General features: G+C 64.3%; 23 protein-coding genes, 2 tRNA genes and 1 riboswitch. Of the genes, 11 read left to right on the forward strand and 14 right to left on the reverse strand.

Annotated features, from left to right (window positions below; all coding sequences use genetic code 11):
- Positions 1–12: 12 nt before the first annotated feature.
- Positions 13–1,131, reverse strand: a complete 1,119-nt coding sequence (gene ribBA, locus ACRHIG_RS25625; RefSeq protein ID WP_070311568.1) for a bifunctional 3,4-dihydroxy-2-butanone-4-phosphate synthase/GTP cyclohydrolase II — start codon at positions 1,129–1,131, stop codon at positions 13–15.
- A gap of 296 nt (positions 1,132–1,427) precedes the next feature.
- Here ribBA and ACRHIG_RS25630 point away from each other — a divergent pair, with 296 nt between their 5' ends.
- A complete protein-coding gene (locus ACRHIG_RS25630) occupies positions 1,428–1,853 on the forward strand; it encodes an OsmC family protein (protein WP_489628339.1) in 426 nt (141 codons plus the stop codon).
- On the opposite strand, the gene ACRHIG_RS25635 is transcribed toward ACRHIG_RS25630, so the two are convergent.
- The 11 genes from ACRHIG_RS25635 to glyA form a co-directional block, all read right to left on the reverse strand.
- Positions 1,850–3,058: a hypothetical protein gene (locus ACRHIG_RS25635; RefSeq protein ID WP_489628340.1), complete on the reverse strand. Its 1,209-nt coding sequence runs from the start codon at positions 3,056–3,058 to the stop codon at positions 1,850–1,852. The two genes, ACRHIG_RS25630 and ACRHIG_RS25635, sit on opposite strands and share 4 nt — an antisense overlap.
- Before the next feature lie 121 nt (positions 3,059–3,179).
- Complete coding sequence (locus tag ACRHIG_RS25640) at positions 3,180–3,815, reverse strand: riboflavin synthase (protein ID WP_070219574.1); 636 nt, start codon at positions 3,813–3,815, stop codon at positions 3,180–3,182.
- A 31-nt stretch (positions 3,816–3,846) separates the two neighbouring features.
- Positions 3,847–4,947: a bifunctional diaminohydroxyphosphoribosylaminopyrimidine deaminase/5-amino-6-(5-phosphoribosylamino)uracil reductase RibD gene (gene ribD, locus ACRHIG_RS25645; protein ID WP_489628341.1), complete on the reverse strand. Its 1,101-nt coding sequence runs from the start codon at positions 4,945–4,947 to the stop codon at positions 3,847–3,849.
- A gap of 35 nt (positions 4,948–4,982) precedes the next feature.
- Complete coding sequence (locus ACRHIG_RS25650) at positions 4,983–5,558, reverse strand: GspH/FimT family pseudopilin (protein ID WP_489628342.1); 576 nt, start codon at positions 5,556–5,558, stop codon at positions 4,983–4,985.
- A 9-nt stretch (positions 5,559–5,567) separates the two neighbouring features.
- Complete coding sequence (locus tag ACRHIG_RS25655) at positions 5,568–6,068, reverse strand: type IV pilin protein (RefSeq protein WP_489628343.1); 501 nt, start codon at positions 6,066–6,068, stop codon at positions 5,568–5,570.
- Positions 6,069–6,157: 89 nt separating this feature from the next.
- On the reverse strand, positions 6,158–10,054 hold the full coding sequence (locus tag ACRHIG_RS25660; protein ID WP_489628344.1) for a pilus assembly protein: 3,897 nt from the start codon (positions 10,052–10,054) through the stop codon (positions 6,158–6,160).
- A complete protein-coding gene (locus ACRHIG_RS25665) occupies positions 10,051–10,641 on the reverse strand; it encodes a pilus assembly PilX family protein (protein WP_489628345.1) in 591 nt (196 codons plus the stop codon). Before ACRHIG_RS25665 ends, ACRHIG_RS25660 begins: the two co-directional genes overlap by 4 nt.
- 107 nt (positions 10,642–10,748) lie before the next feature.
- Positions 10,749–11,726, reverse strand: a complete 978-nt coding sequence (locus ACRHIG_RS25670; RefSeq protein ID WP_489628346.1) for a PilW family protein — start codon at positions 11,724–11,726, stop codon at positions 10,749–10,751.
- Positions 11,723–12,313, reverse strand: coding sequence for a type IV pilus modification protein PilV (gene pilV / locus ACRHIG_RS25675; RefSeq protein WP_489628347.1), 591 nt, complete (start codon positions 12,311–12,313; stop codon positions 11,723–11,725). The genes ACRHIG_RS25670 and pilV overlap by 4 nt, the downstream gene beginning before the upstream one ends.
- Before the next feature lie 221 nt (positions 12,314–12,534).
- The gene (gene nrdR, locus ACRHIG_RS25680; RefSeq protein WP_034759169.1) at positions 12,535–12,996 is read right to left on the reverse strand and encodes a transcriptional regulator NrdR; all 462 of its coding nucleotides are present in this window, start codon (positions 12,994–12,996) and stop codon (positions 12,535–12,537) included.
- 143 nt (positions 12,997–13,139) lie between these two features.
- A complete protein-coding gene (gene glyA, locus ACRHIG_RS25685) occupies positions 13,140–14,387 on the reverse strand; it encodes a serine hydroxymethyltransferase (protein ID WP_058050318.1) in 1,248 nt (415 codons plus the stop codon).
- Between the two features lie 111 nt (positions 14,388–14,498).
- A riboswitch (ZMP/ZTP riboswitch) is annotated at positions 14,499–14,623 on the reverse strand.
- 315 nt (positions 14,624–14,938) lie between these two features.
- On the opposite strand from glyA, the gene ybgC reads away from it, so the two are divergent.
- From ybgC to ACRHIG_RS25735, 10 genes are all read left to right on the forward strand, one after another.
- Positions 14,939–15,340, forward strand: a complete 402-nt coding sequence (gene ybgC, locus ACRHIG_RS25690) for a tol-pal system-associated acyl-CoA thioesterase (RefSeq protein ID WP_326457785.1) — start codon at positions 14,939–14,941, stop codon at positions 15,338–15,340.
- 46 nt (positions 15,341–15,386) lie between these two features.
- A complete protein-coding gene (gene tolQ / locus ACRHIG_RS25695; protein ID WP_475417583.1) occupies positions 15,387–16,076 on the forward strand; it encodes a protein TolQ in 690 nt (229 codons plus the stop codon).
- A 15-nt stretch (positions 16,077–16,091) separates the two neighbouring features.
- Entirely contained in the window at positions 16,092–16,532 is a 441-nt protein-coding gene (locus ACRHIG_RS25700) for an ExbD/TolR family protein (protein ID WP_223278896.1), read from the forward strand.
- Positions 16,533–16,580: 48 nt separating this feature from the next.
- Positions 16,581–17,240 carry a cell envelope integrity protein TolA gene (tolA, locus tag ACRHIG_RS25705; protein ID WP_489628348.1) on the forward strand — a complete coding sequence of 220 codons (660 nt, stop codon included), beginning with the start codon at positions 16,581–16,583 and terminating at the stop codon, positions 17,238–17,240.
- Positions 17,237–17,572, forward strand: a complete 336-nt coding sequence (locus ACRHIG_RS25710; protein WP_489628349.1) for an energy transducer TonB — start codon at positions 17,237–17,239, stop codon at positions 17,570–17,572. Before tolA ends, ACRHIG_RS25710 begins: the two co-directional genes overlap by 4 nt.
- A 22-nt stretch (positions 17,573–17,594) precedes the next feature.
- Entirely contained in the window at positions 17,595–18,863 is a 1,269-nt protein-coding gene (gene tolB, locus ACRHIG_RS25715) for a Tol-Pal system beta propeller repeat protein TolB (RefSeq protein ID WP_475417593.1), read from the forward strand.
- A gap of 43 nt (positions 18,864–18,906) precedes the next feature.
- Positions 18,907–19,428, forward strand: coding sequence for a peptidoglycan-associated lipoprotein Pal (pal, locus tag ACRHIG_RS25720; protein ID WP_034759187.1), 522 nt, complete (start codon positions 18,907–18,909; stop codon positions 19,426–19,428).
- A 135-nt stretch (positions 19,429–19,563) separates the two neighbouring features.
- Positions 19,564–20,322, forward strand: a complete 759-nt coding sequence (ybgF, locus tag ACRHIG_RS25725; RefSeq protein WP_489628350.1) for a tol-pal system protein YbgF — start codon at positions 19,564–19,566, stop codon at positions 20,320–20,322.
- A 67-nt stretch (positions 20,323–20,389) separates the two neighbouring features.
- A tRNA-Lys gene (locus ACRHIG_RS25730) sits at positions 20,390–20,465 on the forward strand.
- Positions 20,466–20,554: 89 nt separating this feature from the next.
- Positions 20,555–20,630 (forward strand) — tRNA-Lys (locus tag ACRHIG_RS25735).
- 45 nt (positions 20,631–20,675) lie between these two features.
- Here the strand turns inward: ACRHIG_RS25735 and ACRHIG_RS25740 are convergent.
- Entirely contained in the window at positions 20,676–20,975 is a 300-nt protein-coding gene (locus ACRHIG_RS25740; protein ID WP_489628351.1) for a BrnA antitoxin family protein, read from the reverse strand.
- 119 nt (positions 20,976–21,094) lie between these two features.
- Positions 21,095–22,225: an acyltransferase family protein gene (locus ACRHIG_RS25745; RefSeq protein ID WP_489628352.1), complete on the reverse strand. Its 1,131-nt coding sequence runs from the start codon at positions 22,223–22,225 to the stop codon at positions 21,095–21,097.
- Positions 22,226–22,343 lie beyond the last annotated feature (118 nt).

Genomic DNA, 22,343 nt, shown 5'->3' on the forward strand with positions numbered 1-22,343 from the left:
CAGTAGATTTGGTCAGGCGTCCTGGCCTGGATGGCACTGAAAACCTGTGACTTCCAGGTCGAAACCGACCATCGACGGCATCTTGCGGGGGCTGGCCAGCAATTGCATCTTGCTCACGCCCAGGTCGCGCAGGATTTGCGCGCCGATGCCGTAGCTGCGCAAGTCCATGCTGGCGGCGCGGCCTTTCGGCTTGGCTTGCGGCGTATCGAGCGCGGCGAACTGGGCAAACAGCTCGCTCGAGGTCTCGCCGCAGTTCAGCAAGACCATCACGCCCCGCTCGGACTGCTTGATGGCGGCCATCGAGGCAGCCACCGTCCATGAGTGGGTAGTCGCTTCGCTTTCCAGCACGTCCAGCAGGGAAACGGGCTGGTGCACGCGCACCAGGGCTTCCAGGCCGGGCGCCAGGTCGCCATGCACGAGGGCCAGATGGGCCGAGGCGCTGGGCTTGTCGCGGAACGCGATCAGGCGGAATTCGCCGTGCGCCGTGTGCAGGGTACGCTCGGCAACGCGCTCGACCAGGGACTCCGTCTGGCTGCGGTAATGGATCAGGTCGGCAATCGTGCCGATCTTCAGGCCATGCTGCTCGGCAAACACCAGCAAGTCCGGCAGGCGCGCCATGGTGCCGTCGTCCTTCATGATTTCGCAAATCACGGACGCGGGCGTCAAGCCGGCCATGGCCGTCAGGTCGCAGCCGGCTTCCGTATGGCCTGCGCGCATCAGCACGCCGCCTTTTTGCGCTTTCAGCGGGAAGATATGGCCAGGCTGAACGATATCGCTGGGCTGCGTGCCCTTGGCAACCGCGACCTGGATGGTCTTGGCGCGGTCGGCGGCGGAAATGCCCGTCGTCACGCCTTCGGCCGCTTCGATCGACACGGTAAAGTTGGTGCCGTAAGCCGTGCCGTTGCGCGACGTCATCATCGACAGGTTCAGCTCGTCGCAACGCTCTTCCGTCAGGGTCAGGCAGACCAGACCACGCGCATGCGTGATCATGAAATTGATGGCTTCAGGCGTCACGAAATCGGCGGCAAGCACCAGATCGCCTTCATTTTCCCGGTCTTCTTCATCGACCAGTATCACCATGCGGCCGGCGCGTAATTCAGCGACGATCTCTTCGGTGCTGGAAATAGACATCATTGATCCTCTTAGTGAGACTAAAAACTGAAACATCACGTGCGAATATTCCGCGAATTTCCGGGAATTTTCTTATAACCTGCTATTTTAAAGGATTTGGCGCTTGCAGGCCTGAAATAAGACAGGTTTGCGGCATGGGCGCCGCAACCTGCCCCGCAAAGCGCCGATTCCCCGATCCGGCGCACACGGCGGCGGCAAGACGCGCGCCGCCGGCCTTGCGAAGAGCATAAGATCTGCCAGTCACCGCCACGGCGCTGACATCCACTCGCAGCGACACCCCACACAGGAGCGGCAACATGAAAACCCATGGATCGGCCATCTGGTCAGGCGGCATCAAGGACGGCAAGGGCGCCATCAGCACGCGCAGCGGCGCCTTGCAGGAATATCCCTACGGCTTTGCCAGCCGCTTCGAAGGCAAGCCCGGCACCAATCCCGAGGAACTGATCGGCGCCGCCCACGCGGGCTGCTTCACCATGGCCCTGTCGCTGATCCTCGGCGAAGCGGGCCTGACGGCGGAAAAGATGGAAACGACGGCCGAAGTGACCCTCGACAAGGCCGACGACGGTTTTGCCATCACGGCCGTCCATTTAATCCTGAAAGCGAAGATACCGGGCGCCGACCAGGCGAAATTCGCGGAATTGACGGGCAAGGCCAAGGCCGGCTGCCCCGTGTCGAAGCTGCTTAAAGCCAACATCACCCTGGATGCCACCCTGCTGCCCTAGATTTTCGTCACGGGCTTGACGGGCTCCACGGGGGCCACGGGCGCCACCAGCGGCAGGCGCGAGTCGCTGGCCGGCAATGGCCGGTTCATCAAGCCGGGGTTCAGGGCTGCATTGTTCAGGTTATACGCGGCGATGGCGGCCGCCACGGACGGGTCTTGCGATGACGGGGGCGGCACAGCCATGCCCGCGTTTTGCGCGGCCAGCTGCTGCGCCTGCGCATTTTCCTGCGCCTGCGTGGCTTGCGCCGTCGCCAGGCCCGCATCGGCTGTTCCCTGCCCCGCGCGCACTTGCGCCTGGGCCGTCCGCGCGGCGTCCTCCTGCCGCGCCAGCTGCTCGGTATTCATGCGCTCGCTGTCGATGCGCAGGGCATCCACGCGCTGGCTGTCTGCCCGCTGCGCCTGCAAATCCAGGTTCAGCTCTTCCGCTTCCAGCTGCTGCTGCAATTCCAGTTGTCGCTGTGCAATCGCCGCCGTTTGCGGCGGCGCCTCGTCGATGGGCTGCGGCTGCGGGGCTTGCGGCGCCTGCGCGGCGCTGGCCGGCAGTGCTTCGCCCGTCAAATCCGCTTCGACCACGGCGGCCAGCGGCGCGCCCTGCCGCTGGGCAAGCACGGCGCCCACCTGCGCCAGCACGTCCGTTCCCTGTTGCAAGGCATCCAGGGTGGCATTGCTGTCGGCCGCATAAGCGGCCTGCAACGTGATTGGATCGACATCTTCATTGCGCAAGTCGATGCCGATGCGGGCCAGTTGCGCTTGCGTGAGCAGGGTGCCGTCCTGCGCCAGCGCGGCCGCGGCATCCGTCGTGCCATCGCCCGACAGCAAATCGTAGCGCTGCGCCAGGCTGCCCGGCGTGTCGCCGGGCGTCGCCAGCTGGCTGGCATCGATGCCGCTCGTTTGCAGCTGGGCAAACGATTCCGTCAGCTGCCGCGCCAGCGCCAGCAAGTCGTCATTGACATTCACGGGGGTATTTACCGCCCTGGCCTCGTCCGTGGCGCCCTGCAAGGCCAGCAGTTGCCGGCGCGACAAGGCCACGCCGGACAGGAACTGGCCCAGCGGAGAGATGTCGACCTGGGTCGATGACAAAGCGGCAAGGGCCGCCGCCGTGCCGGAAGGCGGCACGGGCAGCGCCGGCGCCAGCGGCGCCGTCTCGCCCACGCGGGACGTGGCCGGGATGGTGTTGGGCACGGTTGCGCGCGAAATCGGGTCCATGGCTAGCCTCCACTGCGGAAAGCTTCATAGTATGCGCGTCTGAAAGAAAAGCAACACACGCTTGACCAGGCGCGGGTGCCGCGCATCCGCCGGAAAATCCGGCGGCGGGTGTGATGCAGAGTTAAGCTGCAGCCTTATCCAGCGACAACATGCGCTCGACATAGCGGGCGATCAAATCGATTTCCAGGTTGACCTTGCCATCGACCGTCAAGTGTTTCAAGGTCGTCATGGCGATGGTGTGGGGAATCAAATTGATCGAGAAGCGGCAGCCGTTGACGGCGCCTGCGCCCAGGTCTTCCACGCGGTTGACGGTCAGCGACACGCCATTGACGACGACGGAACCCTTGAAAGCCAGGTATTTCGCCAGTTCGTGCGGCGCTTCGATCACCAGTTCCCACGATTCGCCCACGGCTTCGAACTTGCGCACGATGCCCAGGCCGTCGACGTGGCCGGACACCAGGTGGCCGCCCAGGCGCTCGGCCAGGGTCAGGGCTTTTTCCAGGTTCACTTCCGTGGTGGTATCTAGGCCCACGGTGCAATTGAGGCTTTCGCGCGAAACATCGACGGCAAAGCCCGTGTCCGACTTTTCCACCACCGTCATGCAGGCGCCATTGATGGCGATCGAATCGCCCAGGGCCACGTCGGCCAGCGGCAAGCCGCCCGCGTGGATGGTCAGACGCACGCCTGCGTCGAGGCCGCCTTCGAGTGCTTGCACGGTTTCAATCTTGCCAATGGCGGCAACAATTCCTGTAAACATGGAGCTAACCCTATAAAAATGAGTAAATTTGTTAATTGCGCTGGGCGAATCTTGCAAGGATACGCAAATCTTCGCCCAATTGCTGGACCTGGTGAAATTGCAAGGTCCGCTGGTGCTTGATATCCGTCAATGCCGGCAAGGCAAACATGCCTTGCGCATCGCCCAGCAAGGTGGGCGCCAGGTAGACCAGCAGCTCGTCGACGCAGCCTTCGCGGATCAGCGAGCCGTTCAGCCTGGAGCCGGCCTCGACGTGGACTTCATTGATTTGGCGGCGTCCCAGTTCCAGCATCAGCGCGGCCAGGTCGACCTTGCCGGCCGCGTTCGGCAACATGATGACTTCCGCGCCGAGCGCCTGCAACTGCGCTTCCTTTTCCGGATTGGCCACGGCCGCCACGATCCACGTGCCGCCCCCTTGCAGAATGCGCGCATCGAGGCTGATGTCGAGCCGGCTGTCGACGACGATGCGGCGCGGCTGGCGCGGCGTCTCGACGGCGCGCACATTCAATTGCGGGTCGTCCGACTTGACCGTGCCGATGCCCGTCAGGATGGCGCAGGCGCGCGCGCGCCACGCGTGACCGTCGGCGCGCGCCTGCGGCCCCGTGATCCACTGGCTTTGCCCGTTGTGCAAGGCCGTCATGCCGTCCAGGCTGGCCGCCGTTTTCATGCGCACCCACGGCTTGCCGCGCTGCATGCGCGAAAAGAAGCCGATATTCATTTCATATGCCTCGTCGGCCAGCACGCCCGTGGTGACGGCGATGCCGGCCGCTTCCAGCTTGGCCAGTCCCTGCCCCGCCACCAGCGGATTCGGGTCCGTCATGGCGGCCACGACGCGCCCCAGCCCCGCGCGCACGAGCGCATCGGAGCATGGCGGCGTGCGGCCATGGTGGTTGCACGGTTCCAGCGTGACATAGGCCGTGGCGCCGCGCACGTCGTTGCCGCGCGCCGCCGCATTGGCCAGCGCTTGCACTTCGGCATGATCCTGCCCGGCCGCCTGCGTCACGCCGGCACCGATCACCTGGCCATCCCGGACGATCACGCAGCCGATGCGGGGATTGGGCGAGGTCGTGTATAAACCGCGCGCCGCCCATTCCAGCGCCAGGCGCATGCCATCGATATCGTTGAGTATTTCCACGGGCTTCTTTGAGAGTGAGTAATAGATAAGTCGGGTTACGAACTGTCGGCCACGCCGCTGCAATTGGCCGCTTGCTGCTGCGGGTCGCACACGCGCACCCTGCCCAGCATATTGATTTTAATATGCCGTACCTGCTTTCCCAAAGCCAGGGACAAGGTCCCCCAGCGCGCCGCCAGACTATTGGTCGCGCTGCAACTGCGACCTGCGCCATTGTAGGCGATATAAAACGGCGCCGTGGCCGACGAAAACACGAACTGGGCCGTGATGCCCGCCGGCAGCGGCCCTTGGCGGAACAGCAATTCGTCCCCGTCGTCGAACGCCAGGTTGGCATTGCGGTCGATGAATGCCAGCCAGCCCGTGCGCCAATCCGTGCCGCCGGGCCCGGCCGGCATCAGCAGCACGCGCCGGCCGCGCGCCATCGCCTGCGCCCGCGTCAATTCGATGGCCGAGAACAAGTCCGTGGCCGCCGCGCGCACCTGCTGGCGCGCCAGCAGTTGCTGCAAATTTGGCATGGCAGCGGCCGCCAACAGGGCGGTAATCGCCAGCACGGCCAGCAATTCGGGCAAGGTATGCCCGCAGGTGCGCCTGCTCCACATTGGCCGCTTGCGCATGGCCATGGTCTAGAACCAGCAATGGCTGGCGGGGCCGCTGCTGCCGCGCTGGCCCGTGCTGCTCAGGGACAGCACGCCGCAATCGGCATCCTGGAACTGCGCATCGACCTTGGACGTGCCCGGCGTGGCGCGCAACAGCACGCATTGCCCGATCGCCAGGCCGGGACAGGCCAGCGCCTCGATTTCATACGCACTGCCGGCCGCGCCCCCTTCGCCCGACCACCATGGAAACGCTTGCGCCTGCGGCGCCGGCGAGGCCGAGGAAAAGGCCAGATAGCGGTTGTTCTGCGAATAATAGCGCTCCTGCTGCTGCATCAGCCGCAGCAGGGCCGCCTGCCCCTGCACCCGCTTGGCCCGCACGACATGGCCGTGATAAGCGGGCACGGCCAGCGCCAGCAGCAGGCTCATGATCGCCAAGGCGGCCAGCAGTTCGACCAGGCTGAAACCCTGGGTGGTGGCATGGGCGCCACCGTTTGTAGCGTGCCAATTTTGCCTTGCCAGCGTTTCCATCTGACCTCCCCTCTTCGCAAAAACCGCCAGCCGCCGCAAGTGGCCAGCCTGCACGCCTGCCACTTGCGACACGCCAGCCATGCCCGCGCCTATTTCTTCTTGGCCGCCTCGTGCAATTCGCGCCAGTTCGCCACTTCGCGCCAGCTCAGGCGCCGCGCGGGCAGCGGCGCGCTGACGACCTTGAGCCCCGCCCCGCTGGCCGCGCCGGGCAAGCCCGGTTGCAGCACGGCCAGTTCCTTGCGCCCCTCGGCCCGCCCTGCCGCCGTCACGGCGCCCACCGTGCTGTTCAGTTCCAGCGCCAGCGGCGGCGCGCGCGCCAGGCCATCGAACAAGCGCCCCGTCTGCTCACCCGCCTGCACGACACCGGCGCCATCGGCGGCAAAGCCACTGAGCACATCGAGCACGTACAGGCGCGTGGCCGGCTTGGCGCAAGCATCGCGTCCGGGCAGGACGGTATTGAACAGTACCTTGCCGGCGGCCAGTACGGGACCATGGATACTGCGTTCGCCCGTCTGCGCGGTATCGAGAAAGTCGAGGTACCAGCCGCGCCTGGCGTCGCTGCCCATGTAGCGCAGCTCGGCGCCGTCGACGCGCACGCCGTCCGCCGCCTCGCCCAGGCTGCGCTGTTCCAGGTCGGCCCGGCTGCGCGTGGGAGATGTTGCACGCACATCGTCGTGCACGGCATAAAACGACTGGGACAGGAAGGCGGAAGGCCAGGTATCGCCCGCCTCGGCCAGCTTGCCCGTGCCGAACAGCAACAGATAACCGCCACCGGGCGCGTATGCCACGTTCAGTTGCTGCGCCACGGGCTGGCGCCTGCCCTGCGCGTCGCGCGCGACAAAGACGAGCTTGCGCCCCTGTCCCTCCTGCCACGGCGGGCCGCCAGCCATGTCGAGGCGCCAGATATTGCCCTGCAAATCGCCCGCATAGATATACGCCAGCGCGCCGTCACCGCCCGGCACCACGGCGGGCGGACCCAGCGCCTGGGGCATGGCGACCGCGCCCGCATCAGTGTCATGGCCTCCATCGCCACCACTGCTGCCGCTGGCCACGGGTACCTTGAGCCGGAAGTAATTACTTCCCAACAGCCACGACGTGCCGGGCGCCTTGTCCAGCGCCAGCAGGAAGATGGCGGCGGCCGCTGCGGGCGCCGTCGTGTCCTTGCCATCATTTACATAATTGTTGTAGCCGCTGGCGACGATGACGAAATCGCGGTAGGCCACTGCCCCCTCCTTGCCACCCATGTTGATGCGGGCAAAGGCGGGCGGCGCGCGCACGTTGCCCATCAGCTTGTCGTCGCGTTCCGTGAATTCCCACAGCGCCCCATCCTGCGCGAAGCGCGCCGGGTCGGTGACGTTAAGCGCAAACACGCCTTGCGCCCCGCCGCCCATGCCCGACACCAGCACCGTCTTCCAGTGCCCCAGCGCCAGCACTTCCGCCGTGGCCGCCGCGCCGTCGAGCAGCGGGCCGGGACTGTAGTGAGTACTCGCAGCGGCTGCCGTGGAGCGCAGCAGCGCCTGCGGCAGATAGGCAAACATTTCGCTGCCCGTGCGGGCATCGAAGGCATGCAGCAAGCCATCGTTGGCGCCCAGGTACAGCATTTTCCGCCGCTGCAGCAGCGCCTGGCGGTGCAAGCCATATCCCGCCCCCGGCATGCCCAGCCCCGGCGCGCCCACGTACACGAGATTGCCGTATGGCGCCGCGCCCAGGCTGCCGGACCTGCGCCGCAGGAAGCCGCCCGGCTGGCCCGCCTCGTGCGTGCGCTGGCCCAGCAGATATGCCAGGCGCGCCTCGCCTTTTCCATCGCCGCCGTCGAATGCGCCGCGCCGCTCCGCGTCCAGCCGCGCCCAGGCCAGCGGCATCAGGGCGCCCTTGGCGTCGAGCGTGTAGACGGGACGCAAGGCCGCCGGCGTTCCATCCTGCGCGGGCTGCGCCTGTCCGCCCACGCGCCACCATGGCTCGCCGGGAAGCAGTGCGCCATCGGCGCCCACGGCAAACGCGGTGCGCGACAAGGTCATGCTGCCGTCGGCCAGGCGCAGCTGCGTCTGGAACCAGTATGCCTCTTCCGTGCCGCTGGCCAGCGCCATCAAGGCCGGCCCCGCCAGCGTCGCCGGCAAGCTGCCCTTGTCGACGGCCGCAAAGGCCGCGCGCAGTCCCGCGACCAGGGCGGCCGGGTCGCTGCCAGGCAAGTAATGGGCGGGCCAGCGACCATCGAGGCTCCATTCATCGAACGCGCTGCCCGTTGCGCCCTTGAATGGATTGGCGTCGCCATTGGCATCGAGAAAGCCGCCATATTTGGCCGTAAGCAGCAAGGGCGTCGCGGCGGGAGTGGCTGCAGATTCGCCGGCCGGGTCGCCCTGGCGCAAGTCGCCCGCGTAGTGTTCGACCTTGGCAAGGCCGTCATTCTTGCCGCCGGGACGCAGCGCCTGCACATGCGACCAGTAGGCCAGGCCCGCCGCATGATAGCTGGCGCCGCCCGCCCCGTCGGCCAGCAGTTCCAGTGCCGCCAGTTCGGGCCGTGGCGCAGGATTGCCCAGCGCACCGCCGCTTTCCAGGCTGCCCACTGCGTGCGTCCAGGCCATCGCATCGAACGGCGGCTGCGCAAAACCATCGGCGGCGCGTGCGCGGTCGCCGGGCGAGGCGGGCACAACAGGGACATTGCCGGGCACGTAACGGTCGCCCGCCATGCCCGCGTCGCCGAGGCTGACGACGACGTGGTGCTGGCAACTGGCCGTTTGCGGGTCGCTCCATGGGATCACGACCGGCAAGCCGTCGTCGATGGCAGGCGGGGCCGTGGCAGGAGGCACTGCGGTGCTCGCTTGCCGCCCCTGCAGGTAGCGCAGCGATTCGTACAGCAATTCGGCCAGCGGCGCGACGCTGGCGTACGCGCCGGGATGCCCGGCATTGCTGCGGCCCAGGGCATTGATGTAAGCGGTCACCCCGCCGCCAGGGCCCGCAGCTTGGTCCGCAGTTTGAACCGCATACACGCCGGTGGCGGGATTCCACTCGGTGCCGGCATTGTCCTGCGGCATATAGTCGGGCGCCGTCCAGCGCTGCCTGCCCACGTGGGCCAGCGGCGCGCGCAGCACGCCGCCATACGAGGAGCCGGTGCTGGCGGGCACGCCATTCAACAGACCAAACACGCCCACGCGCACCCGGCCGCCATGGCGCTGCACGGCACCCACCGGTTTGTAGTTCTTGCCGTACGCGAGGCACAGATCGTCGCGCAGCGGCCCTTCCTCCGTGTCGCAAACGCGCACGCGCGCGAGGAACACGCCGTGTGTAGCGGCAGCGCCGGGCGCGTCGCAACTGCCGCCCGGAGGCAGGCTGGCGTCGCCGAACAGCAGGCGGTTGCGGCAGGAAACGATGGCCAGTTGCGCCAGCGCAAACGGCGTCGCCGCCGCCACGCCGGTGTGCAAGACTTTGCGCGGGAAAAAGACGGGATGGGCATAGAAGTCGATGGGGCTGCCGGCATCGGGCAGGTAGGCACGCTGCAGCACCGTCTTGCGCACCTCGTCGATGACGCGGTCGCCGCCCGTCAGCGCGTAGCGGACGATGTCGAGCATGCTGGCGCTGGCCCAGTTCAGAAAGTTGCCGCTAAAACTATCGCCGCCGCAACCGTGCAGCGCATCGGCCGGTTTCAGCACGGAGAAGTAAGCGGTCGCTACGCGCAAGTCCGGCAGCATGACGCCATCCTTGCTGCGGTAGGGATAGCTGTAGCACATGCGCGCATGAAAGTAACCGAGGTACTCGCGCTGCGGCGCATAATCGCCGCCGTGCGCGGCGGCCGCCGCCGCATGCGTGAAGGACAGGTTAAGCAACAGGTTCGGCGGCACCCTGGCGCCGTGCAATCCCGCGTCGGCCCGCGCCAGCGCCACGGGAGGTGCGGCCGCAAGGACGGCGCCGCAAACCAGGCAAACCAGGCCGATCAGCAGCAGCCGGACGGACCACCAGGCGGATAGCAAAGCAAACGACAAAGCCCTCATGGTCCCGCTCCAGCCGCCTGCTTGCGATAATAACTTTGCAGCACGACTTGCGTGCTTTCCTGCGCGCCAAAACCGATGGCCGTGATGCGATACACATAGCTTTCCGTGGCCAGGCCACCGGCCACGGCCGCCGCCTGCGCGCCGGGCGGGTGAAACGGCAGCAATTCGATCAGATAGCGGGGCCGGCGCGACGGCAGAAAACCCTGCCCCGTCTGCATGACGGCGCCCGTAAACTGGCCATACGGCACCGCGTGGCTGCCACTTCCTCCCTCGACGCCATCGAGGTCCATGCTCAGCCAAAGGGCCGGCGCATCCGGGGCTGCGGGCAGGCACAGGCCCAGTGTGCCTGCCTCGCCGCAGCCGTCCGCGAACCCGGCCGCGCTGCCAGGCGCGAAGAGGCTGCTGCGTCCCGGCGCGCCGGGCAAGCCTTCGATATCGTTCTGCGCATCCACCAATGCTTCCTCCGCCGCCTGAAACGCGATCTGCCGGTCGCGCTCGCCGCGTGCCGCCTTTTCGCCCTGCAAGGCCATCTGCGCTGCCGATATGCCCAGCAGCAAGATAATCACCAGCAGGCCCAGCACATACACGAGGGTGGCGCCACCGTGGCGCGCACGAGGTGAACAACAAGGCACACAACGAGGCACACGACGAGGTACGCAACAGCGGACGCCCGCGCCAGCCATCGCGGCACCGCCTAGGCCGGCCCGTTGCGCAGCATGATGCTCGTCTGCACCAGTTGCCGCAGCCGGGAGCGCGTCGCGGCGGGCAAGGACGCGCGCGCGATGCGCACACCCGTGTCGCCGGCGCCGTGCGCCTCCGCATACGCCTTGCCGAACAGGTCGAACTGCGCCGGCCCCAGTTCCGCCATCTTGTCCGCCTGGCCCGCCTCACCATGCAGCAACAGCGCCACGCGCACGCTGGCCACGCGCTTCCAGTGCGTGCGGCGGCGCAAATCGCGCTGGCGCGCGGCCGCGTCGGCACCCGCCAGCACCAGCGCCGCATCGTAGGCGTCGAGCGCGCCGGCATTGACATAGCGGTTCGCCACGCCGTCGGGCGGCGTATCCGTGTCGAGGCCATACAGCACCTGGAAACCGTCGACGCCGCGGATGACGGCGTCCGCGCCCCAGCCGTTCGCGCCACGGTATTTGCAGCGCAGTTCGCCATCGCCATCGGCGCCCTGGGCCACATAGAAGATGCTCCAGCCCCGCTGCGCCTCCGTTTGCGCGGCCCCCACGCCGAAACCGGCGCAATTGAGCACGGACCCGTCGCCGCCCTCCTCCTTGCCGGCGCCGTAATAGCGCAGGGCCAGCACGTCGCTGCCATGCAGGGCGCCGGGCAAGGCGCCGCTGATGCCGTCGCTGTTCTTGCCCAGGCTGCGCGCGTCGAGCCCGGCGACATTCGCGCTGTCGTCATCGGCATGGGCGACGGGCGCGGCGCTGCTGTCCCAGTTCACATATGCCGTCTGGCGCACGGCTCGGGCGATGGTGTCGAGCGCATAGCGGCCATTGTCGTCCAGGCGCGCGCTGGCGGACTGGTCGCCATAGCTGCCGCTGGCCGCCAGCAGCACGCTACTGGCGGCCAGCATCAGCAGCGCGCCCAGCGACAGCACCACCAGCAGCTCGACCAGGCTCAGGCCGCGATGCCGGTGCCACGCGGCATGCACGCCGTTCATGCGCCGCCTCCGCCCAGCTGGAATGCCAGCCTGGGCAGCGACTCGCCTGCCCCATTCACGGCGGGCGAGCCATCGGGCAAGCGGCCGCGCCAGCCCAGCTTGATGACGATGGGCGCGCCCTTGCCGCCGCTGCACGCCCAGTGCAAGCCCTGCGCGGCGGCATCCCAGACAGAGGCATCGCGGCAGATATGCAGGCGCGCGCCGGGCAAGGCCGCATGCAGTTGCTGTTCCCACTCGGCGATGTCGAATTGCGCCAGTTCGGCCGCGCTGCAGGCAGCAGCGCCGAAGCAGTCGGGTGCACCACCGCCAGCGTCGGCGCCGTCCGCCGCCGCGTAGGCTACGTTCAAATAGGGATTGCTGGCATCGGGGCCATTCATGAGCACGCCGTTCGCGCGCATGCGCTCGGCCATGCCAGCTGCCAGCTGCGCGCCCGCCGACAACAGAGCTGACTCGTGGCGCGCGCGCAGGGAATGCAGTTGCAAAATGCTGGCGCCGAGCAGGCCCAGCGCCAACAGCAGCAGCGACACCAACACCTCGACGAGGCTGCTGCCACCGGCCAGAAACTTGTCGCGACCGCCATTGCGCATGCCTTGCTCCCTTCCGCAGAAAGAGTCGCAAGAACAGGCGGCCCAGCTACAAGATAGGCGCGTGCAAAAATCCGGATCTGCGCTGGCGCAAACAACACGGCGATAAGGTGGGAAGAACAGCGTAGGGATTGATCAGGCCGCTTGCCAGGCGAACGCTGGCGTGTTGAAAACGGGGCGCAAAACGGGGCGCATGAGCGGCCCCGTCGCCGATAAAGTGAGCGTCAGGGCTTGCGCGCCTGCCCCACTTCGGCAATCGCATCCTGGAACTCGGCCAGGTCTTCGAAATTTTTATACACTGAGGCAAAGCGGATGTAGGCGATCTTGTCGAGGCGCTTGAGTTCCTGCATGACGAGTTCGCCGATATAGCCGGAATCGACTTCACGCAAGCCGCTGGTCAGCAGTTTTTCCTGGATGGAGGCGATGGCCGTATCCACCGAGGCGGCCGCGACGGGACGCTTGCGCAAGGCCAGCATCAAACTGCCGCGCAACTTATCCGCAGCGAACTCCGTCCGGCTGCCATTCTTTTTGACGACGGCCGGCATGATAAGTTCAATGCGTTCGTAGGTCGTGAAACGCTTGTCGCATTTGCCGCAGCGGCGGCGGCGCCGAATGGCATCCCCTTCCTCCGATACGCGCGTATCGAGAACCTGGGTGTCGCCGTGCTGGCAAAATGGACATTTCATGGGCTGGCTACAACTTTATAGTAATAATTGCGGGAAATCGCCGCCCTTGTACAAAGGGCGCCCGAATCACTCCGGGCGCCCTGGGGCACGAAGGAATGTGTCATACAGAATCTTACTCCGTATGACACATTCTGGACAAATAATTATGCTGCGTACACAGGGTGCGCGTCGGCCAGCACCTTCACGGCCGCTTTCACGCGCTCGATGGTGGCGGCGTCATGCGGATTGTCCAGCACGTCGGCGATCAGGTTGCCCACTTCTTCCGCTTGCGCTTCCTTGAAACCGCGCGTCGTCATCGCCGGGCTGCCCAGGCGGATGCCCGAGGTGACGAAGGGTTTTTGCGGGTCGTTCGGGATGCCGTTCTTGTTGCAGGTGATGTGCGCGGAACCGAGGATGGCTTCGGCTTCCTTGCCCGTCAGGTTCTTGGCGCGCAGGTCGACCAGCATGACGTGCGACTCGGTGCCGCCGGAAACAATGCGCAGGCCGCGCTTGATCAGGGTTTTCGCCAGCACGTCGGCGTTCTTGATCACTTGCTTCTGGTATTCGACGAATTCAGGGCTCAGCGCTTCCTTGAAGGCGACGGCCTTGCCGGCGATCACGTGCATCAGCGGGCCGCCCTGGATGCCGGGGAAGATGGCCGAGTTGATGGCTTTTTCGTGTTCGGCCTTCATCAGGATGATGCCGCCGCGCGGGCCGCGCAAGGATTTGTGTGTGGTCGAGGTGACGAAGTCGGCGAACGGCACCGGGTTCGGGTACAGGCCGGCGGCGATCAGGCCCGCGTAGTGGGCCATGTCGACCATGAAGTAGGCGCCCACTTCCTTGGCGATCTTGCCGAAGCGTTCGAAGTCGATCTTTTTCGAGAACGCGGACGCGCCGGCAATGATCAGCTTCGGCTTGCGCTCGCGGGCCAGGCGTTCCATCGCCTCGTAGTCGATGTCTTCTTCCGCAGTCAAGCCATACGACACGACGTCAAACCATTTGCCGGACATGTTCAGCGGCATGCCGTGGGTCAGGTGGCCGCCTTCGGCCAGCGACATGCCCATGATCAGGTCGCCCGGTTTCAGCATGGCGAAGAACACGCCCTGGTTCGCCTGCGAGCCGGAATTCGGCTGCACGTTCGCGCATTCGGCGCCGAACAGCTGCTTCACGCGGTCGATGGCCAGTTGCTCGGCCACGTCGACGTATTCGCAGCCGCCGTAGTAGCGCTTGCCTGGATAGCCTTCGGCGTACTTGTTCGTCAGCTGCGAGCCTTGCGCTTCCATTACGGCTGGCGACGTGTAGTTCTCCGACGCGATCAGTTCGATGTGGTCGTGCTGGCGCGTGTTTTCTTTTTGAATGACGGCGAACAATTCAGGATCGACGTTGGCGAGGGTATGATCTTTTGCAAACATGTAAAAACTCCAAGTATGAGGGTGCTTGTACTGGCAGGTTGGATCGAATGAGGGGAGCCGGCGTTAAGTGAATAACAACATTGGACGGGCAGCCTCTTCGTGCTTTTCCATAGTGGCTACCCAGGCGAACGGCTGATGAAAAATCTCACGTTTCCCGGTGGGTGCCCACCTTTCGCCGGTTTGCCGATCGCCACTCATGGAGATCGCCCGACTTTTCGCCAGTCACGTGAGACGTAATGGAAGTCAAATTGTAAGTTAAGTGCCCAAATTGAGCAAGGAATGCAACCGTGCAGCTATAATCGCCGCGCGCCACCGCAGCCAGAGCACGGCCGCAGGCCGCCCCGGCGCGCGCGCGCGGTGCTTAAGCTGGGCTTAAACCTGGCTGCGGCTTGTAAGCGTATGTTACGAGGCTTGCCATTGCACACGCCGGATTTACAATGCTGCGGTGCAACTTATATGCAGCTTTTGCATGGCTTTCCAGCAAGCGCCCACAGTCACAAGAAGAAAAATCGCGTAAAATGTTGCTCAATCTCACTACTGGCGCAATAAACATGCCTTCAGTCTTTACCTGGAACGTACGTGTCTACTATGAAGACACCGACGCCGGCGGCATCGTCTATTACGCAAATTACCTGAAATTCTTCGAACGCGCGCGCACCGAATGGCTGCGCGCCATCGACGTGGGCCAGCAGCAATTGCTGGAACAGCACGACGCGATGTTCGTTGTCAAAAGCGTCAACGCCGACTATCATGCGCCAGCCAGGCTCGATGACACGGTAAGATTGACCCTAAGCATAGAAAAAATGGGGCGCGCCTCCATCGTTTTCCTGCAACAAGCCTGGTGCGGCGACCGCCTGCTCAACACTGCCCGCGTCAAGATCGGCTGCGTCGACTCGGCACTGCGCCCGCGCGCCGTGCCCGATGCCGTCGCGGCCCGCATGCGCGCCGCCTGAGCCCTACCGCCACTCCCGGATAATTCACCCAACAGACTGCCAGCCAATGAACGTTACACAAGATCTTTCTTTCCTCGCGCTCATCACCAATGCCCATTTGATCGTGCAACTGATCATGGCCCTGCTGCTGCTGATTTCCCTGACCAGCTGGACCTATATTTTCCGCAAGATGTTTGCCGTGCGCCAGGCGCGCAAGCAAACCATCGAATTCGAACGCAGCTTCTGGGCCGGCGGCAACCTGCATGCGCTGCACCAGAACGCCAGCGGCAACCGCGACCAGAGCGGCGCGCTGGCCCGCATCTTCGACGCCGGCATGGGTGAATTCATCAAGGGCAAGGCTTCCTACGGTTCGCGCGACGCGCTGGATGTCGGCGCCGTGCTCGACGGCGCACGCCGCGCCATGCGCGCCGCCTTCCAGCGTGAAATGGACGTGCTCGAATCGCACCTGGCCTTCCTCGCGTCCGTCGGCTCCGTCTCGCCATACATCGGCCTGCTCGGTACCGTGTGGGGCATCATGAACGCCTTCCGCGGCCTGGCCAACGTGCAGCAAGCCACGCTGGCCGCCGTCGCGCCCGGCATTGCCGAAGCGCTGATCGCCACCGCCATCGGCCTGTTCGCCGCGATTCCCGCCGTCGTCGCCTACAACCGTTTTTCGCACGACATCGACCGCCTGGCGATCCGCTTCGAGAGCTTCGTCGAGGAATTCTCCAACATCTTGCAGCGCCAGTCGCGCTAAGAGGGAGCAGCGTCCATGGGTTCCTCCTTCAATAGCGGCGGCATGCGCGGCGGCCGCGGCCGCAAGTTCAAGTCCGAGATCAACGTCGTGCCGTACATCGACGTGATGCTGGTGCTGCTGATCATTTTCATGGTGATGCCGTCGTCGAACAATCCCAGCGTGGTGAACCTGCCCAACGCGGAAAAGTCGGCGAAACCGCCCGATGACTATATTCAGATCGTGCTGAAACCGAATGGTTCGCTGTCGATCGGCGTGATCGGCAAGGAACAGCTGTCGCCGGAAACGGAACCGAACCGCGACGCCCTGCTGCGCAAGCTGCGCGGTTTGCACGAGAGCAATCCAGACTATCCCGTGATGATCGCGGGCGACAAGGAAAGCAAGTACGACGATGTGATCCAGCTCATTTCGGAAGCGAAAAAGATGGGCATTACCCGCGTCGGCCTGGCCACCAAGTAAGCGCAGCATCCTGTTTCCAGACTTGACCGTTTTTAGATAGACTAGACTTTGCAGAACAAACAAATCGACCATGTACTCGGCAAGCCCTACAGCGTGCCGCGCGAACGCAGCCGCTGGCCCTCGCTGGGCCTGGCGCTGGCGATGCACCTTGGCCTGCTGTTTTTCCTGTGGGTGGGCGTACACTGGCAAAATACGGAACCTGTCGCCGTCGAAGCGGAAGTGTGGGACATGAAGGTGCAGACGGCCGCGCCGCCGCCCGACGTGGCGACGGAACCGGAGCCGACACCGGCCCCGCCGCCGGAACCGCAAGTGGAACAGCCGGCCCCGCCGCCGCCGCCCGAGGCCGCACCCGAGCCGAAGGTCGACCTGCGCGAGGCGGAAATCGCCCTGGAACGCAAGAAGGCCAAGCTGAAAGAAGAGAAAGCGGCAGAGCAAGAACGCCGCAAGCAGGAACAGAAGGAACGCGAGGAAGAAAAGCGCGAACTGGAAAAACAGAAGCAGAAAGAAAAAGACAAGGCTGAAAAGCTCGAGAAGGAAAAGGCCGACAAGCTGGAGAAAGCCAAGCTGGCCAAAGAGAAAGAAAAAGCGGCGGAAGAAAAAGCCGAGAAAGAACTGTCCGAGAAAAAAGCGGCGGCGGAAAAAGCCGCCAAGGCGAAAAAAGCGGCGGAAGAGAAAAAGCCGCCGACAAGGCGCGCGCCGCGGAAATGAGCCGCATCACGGGTGCGGCGGGCGCCGGTACAACGGGCACGGCCGCGAAAGCGACCGCGCCACGCAAGGACAGCGGCTATGTCGCTGCCCTGACGAGCAAGATCAAGAGCAATATCGCGTACAGCGGTAGCACGGACGTGCCGGGCAACCCGCGCGCCGTGTTCAAGATCGAGCAACTGCCAACTGGGGAAATTATTTCGGTCCGAAAGATAAAAAGTAGCGGCCTGCCGGCGTATGACAGCTCGGTGGAAAACGCCATTAACAAATCGTCGCCACTGCCGAAGAAAAAGACGGCACTGTGGAACGCGAGATTGAACTCATATTCGAGATGAAGGATTTGCCTAAATGATGACCATGAAAAAAATGAGCTACGTCGTGCTCTGCGCCGGCCTGATGCTGGGCGCGGCCGGCGCCCAGGCGCAGCTGCGCGTGGAAATTACAGGGATCGGCAGCAACCAGATCCCGGTGGCGGTCGCCACCTTTGCCAATGAATCGGCGGCGCCGCAATCGTTATCTAGCATCATCAAGGCCGACCTGGCGCGCAGCGGCGTGTTCAAGCTGATCGATGCCGATGCGCCCGTGTCGGAAACGGCGCCCGTCAGCTACGAGCAATGGAAGTCGCGCGGCGCCGACGCGCTGGCGGCCGGCAGCGTGCAAAGCATGGCCGATGGCCGCCTGGACGTGCGCTACAAGCTGTTCGACACCATCAAGGGCGCGCAGATCTCCAGCATGAACAATGCGGCCGCGCCGCAGTTCAACCGCCTGCTGGCGCACAAGATCGCCGACGACATCTATGAAAAGCTGACGGGCGTCAAGGGCGCGTTCGCCACGCGCATCGCCTACGTCACGCAATCGGGCCGCGAATACCGCCTGGAAATCGCCGACGCCGATGGCGAAGGCATCCAGGTCGCCCTGCGCTCGAACGAGCCGATCATTTCGCCGTCGTGGTCGCCGGACGGCACCAAGGTGGCGTATGTGTCGTTTGAAAAGAAAAAGCCCATCGTCTACGTGCAAAACCTGGTGACGCGCCAGCGCACCATCGTGTCGAATGAAAAAGGCAGCAATTCCGCGCCGAGCTGGAGCCCGGACGGCTCGCGCCTGGCCGTGGCCCTGTCGCGCGACGGCCATACCCAGGTCTACACCGTCAATGCCGACGGCAGCGGCTTGCGCCGCGTCAGCAACAGCAGCGGCATCGATACGGAACCGCAATTCTCGGCCGATGGCCAAAGCATTTACTTCACCAGCGATCGCAGCGGCGGACCACAAATCTACCGCATGTCGACCAGCGGCGGCGAAGCCAAGCGCGTGACGTTTGGCGGCTCCTACAACATCAGCCCGCGGATCTCGTCCGACGGGAAGACACTCGCTTATATTTCCCGTCGCGACGGCAATTTCCAGCTCTACGCGCTCGACCTGGCTAGTGGCCAGGAACTGCGCCTGTCGGACACCGCCAACGACGAATCACCGAGCTTTTCGCCCAACGGGAAATATATCATGTACGCGACCGAATCCGGACGACGCAAGTCGCTGGCAGTGGTATCGGTGGATGGCCGCGTCAAACAGCGTTTGACTACGCAAGCTGGCAATATCAAGGAGCCCACCTGGGGTCCTTTTATGAAGTAAATGCTGTACAGTTTCACCTTTAACCATGACCCGGAGAATAAAAATGAGTAACTTTAAAAGTTTGGCTTTCATCGCCGCTACCGCAGCCCTGCTGTCCGCCTGCAGCACCCCAGTCAAAGTGGCAGAGACCCCAGTGGTTGAGCGCGCTCCTGAAAAAGTCGCAGCTCCAGTTGACACCCGTCAAGTTCAGCCAGTAACGACCGCATCGGTCGATCCACTGGACGATCCAAAAGGCGTGCTGGCCAACCGCAGCATCTACTTCGACTTCGACAAGTACGTCGTGCGTGAAGCGGACACCCCAGTCGTGCAAAACCACGCTGCTTACCTGGTGAAAACCCCATCGCGCAAGATCCTGATCCAAGGTAACACCGATGAACGCGGTGGCGCCGAGTACAACCTGGCCCTGGGCCAGAAACGTGCTGAAGCCGTGCGCAAGTCGATGGCCGCCCTGGGCGTGCCAGAAGGCCAAATGGAAGCCGTGTCGCTGGGTAAAGAAAAGCCTAAAGCACAAGGCAGCAACGAAGCGGCATGGGCTGAAAACCGCCGCGCTGACATCGTTTATTGATGTTCAAGGGTGAGCGCGCAAGCATTGACGCTTACCTAACTGGCCAGTCATAGGCATAATAATGGGGCGCAGCGCGGTGATTCACCGCCCGGCGCCCCGTTTGCATGTTTTGCGTAACCTTAGAAAGCCCGACCCATGATGACATTCTCGAAAGCCGGCGTCGCCGCCGCCTTGATGGCCGCGTTTGCCTACCTGCCCCTGCACGCCAACGCCGCCCTGTTCGACGACGACGAAGCACGCAAAGCCATCCTCGAGCTGCGCGCCAAGGTCGACGCCATGGCGCGCGACCTGAACGGCCGCATCGACGCCAAGGCGGACAAGACCAGCACCCTGAGCATGCTCAACCAGCACGACCAGACCATGCAGGAGATCGCCCGCCTGCGCGGCCAGATCGAAGTGCTGGGCAACGACCTGGCGAATGTGCAAAAGCGCCAGAAGGATTTCTATACCGACATCGACGCGCGCCTGCGCAAGCTCGAACCGCGCCAGGTCACCATCGACGGCCAGGAAGCGGCCGTGGGCGTGTCCGAGCAAAGCGCGTACGAATCCGCGTTCGGCCTGTTCAAGTCGGGCGACTACAAGGGCGCCGTCACGGCCCTGGACGGCTTCGTGAAACGCTATCCGGAATCGGCCTATGCGGCCAATGCGCAATACTGGCTGGGCAACGCCTATTACGCCCAGCGCGACTGCAAGAGCGCCATCACGGCCCAGCAGGCTGTGCTGAAGAACTACCCGGACAGCCCGAAAGCGGCCGACGCCATGCTCAACATCGCCAGCTGCTACACGGAGCTGAAAGACAAGCCGAACGCCACCAAGACCCTGAACGCGCTGATCGCGCGCTACCCGGACTCCAGCGCGGCCCAGGCCGCCAAGGAACGGGCCGGCAAAAAGTAAAAGCGGGGAAAAAGTTGCCCGTTAGGTTTGACAGAATCCCGGGCACCCCCTATAATCTTTCTTCTTCGGGTCGTTAGCTCAGCTGGTAGAGCAGCGGACTTTTAATCCGTTGGTCGCAGGTTCGAATCCCGCACGGCCTACCACGAATACGCAGTACTGATCTGCTTGCGAGTTGTTATAGCAAGCATTTTTTTACGGCACAGTGTTACCGAAGTTGTTGTAAAAAGTTTTTGGGTCGTTAGCTCAGCTGGTAGAGCAGCGGACTTTTAATCCGTTGGTCGCAGGTTCGAATCCCGCACGGCCTACCAAATACGTCAGAGAAGCCAACCGTTCGCGGTTGGCTTTTTTGTTTTCTAGGCTTGCCTGGATCGCAGCCACTCCTTCAATACATCATTCATACGCGTTTGCCAGCCATCACCGGTGGCCTTGAAGGCATCAAGGATCTCGGCGTCGAAGCGTATGGTCGTGCTGACTTTGCCGCCAGTGCCGGCGGGCCTGCCGCGGCGGCGCGCCACTTCCTGTTGCGCCTCGGGACGGGAAACGGGCTTGTCGCCCACTTGCCAGACGCCCTGCTCGAAAAAACCGTTCGTCAATTCGGGCGCATCGTCGGGATCAACCGAGGCTTTGCCGGTATTTTGCGATTTCGCGTTCATTTGCTTTCGTCAACCTAACGGCATCAAAAGTGATTCTCATTATTTATTGTAGTAACAAATAATGGAAACAACCAGTCTCTTTCGAGCAAGGGTGCCGCCGGAACACTACGCCATCGATCTTAACGCGACGCCAGCGCCGGCCTCCCGGCCAGATGCGCGACCACCGCGCCCATCACCCGCCCCAGCGGCACCTCTACCCAGCGGTAAAACGCGGCGCCGGACGCCAGGCTGGCGCCCCAGGCCGTCAGCATGCCCAGCGCCTGCCACTCCGGTTCGAGCGGCACATACGTGATAAACAAGGCATTCACCAGCAGGCTGACGGGGAAATGCACGAGGAAGACGGCATACGAGATGCGGCCCAGGGCGTTGACGATGTTCCAGGCGCCGCCCTGCGACGGCGTGCGGGCGCGGCCGAACAGGAACAGCGCGCAGGCGACGATCAGCGCCAGCGCGATGCGGCTGCGGTAGTCGACGGCCAGGGCCAGCAGGACTGGCACGGCGGCCATGGCCATGAGCGCGGTCATGGCGCCGGGTTTGCGGGACGGGTCGCTGCCCCACCAGGCCAGCATGCCGAGGCCATAGCTGCCGAAGAAATACGGCGCCCAGTTATCCCAGTCCGCGTCGAGATTGAAATACAGCAGGGAAAAGGTGATGCCCACGGTGACGGCCAGCGGCATCAGCCAGCGTCCGCGCCGCCGGCCCGCCAGGCGGCCGCCCAGCCACAGCAGCGATACCGTCAGCATATACAGCTGGAAATCGATGGCCACGTACCAGGCGCCGGCCGACAGCGATTCATAGCCCAGCACGCCGTGCAGCAGCAAGGCATGGGCGCTCAGCTGGCCCAGGGTGACGGCGGCCGACATGGAATCGTGCAGCATCCAGATGCCGGCCACAGGCGTGATCACGGCGGCAAGCAAGGTGGCGGCCAGGAATGGCGGCGCCAGCTTGGCATAGCGTCGCCAGATCGCCTGCAGCGGGGTGGCGATGCCGGGACGGCCGCCGGGCGAGAGGGATTTTGCGACCAGGAAGCCGCCGATGACGAGAAACACTTGCACGGCGATGCGCGCGCTGCCGCCCAGCCAGTCCAGCAACTCGGGCCACAGGGGCTGCACGTAGTCGGACATGGGCCCGTAAAACGCCAGATGGTGCAACACGATCAACTGCGCCGCGCCCGCCTTCAAACCATTGATCCAGCCAAACTGCGGACGATGTGCCAGGTCCGCCTGTGATACCACTGCTGCTGCCGTCATTCCCAATCCTTGCCGTGCCAGGTCTCGTCGCCAGCCCATCGCGCAACAGGCGCGCGGCTGAGGATTTACCGAAAGGCCGACATCATAGCCGAGCCTGGCACTTCGGTGACGCGCGGCA

Source organism: Janthinobacterium sp. C22, assembly GCF_057919405.1.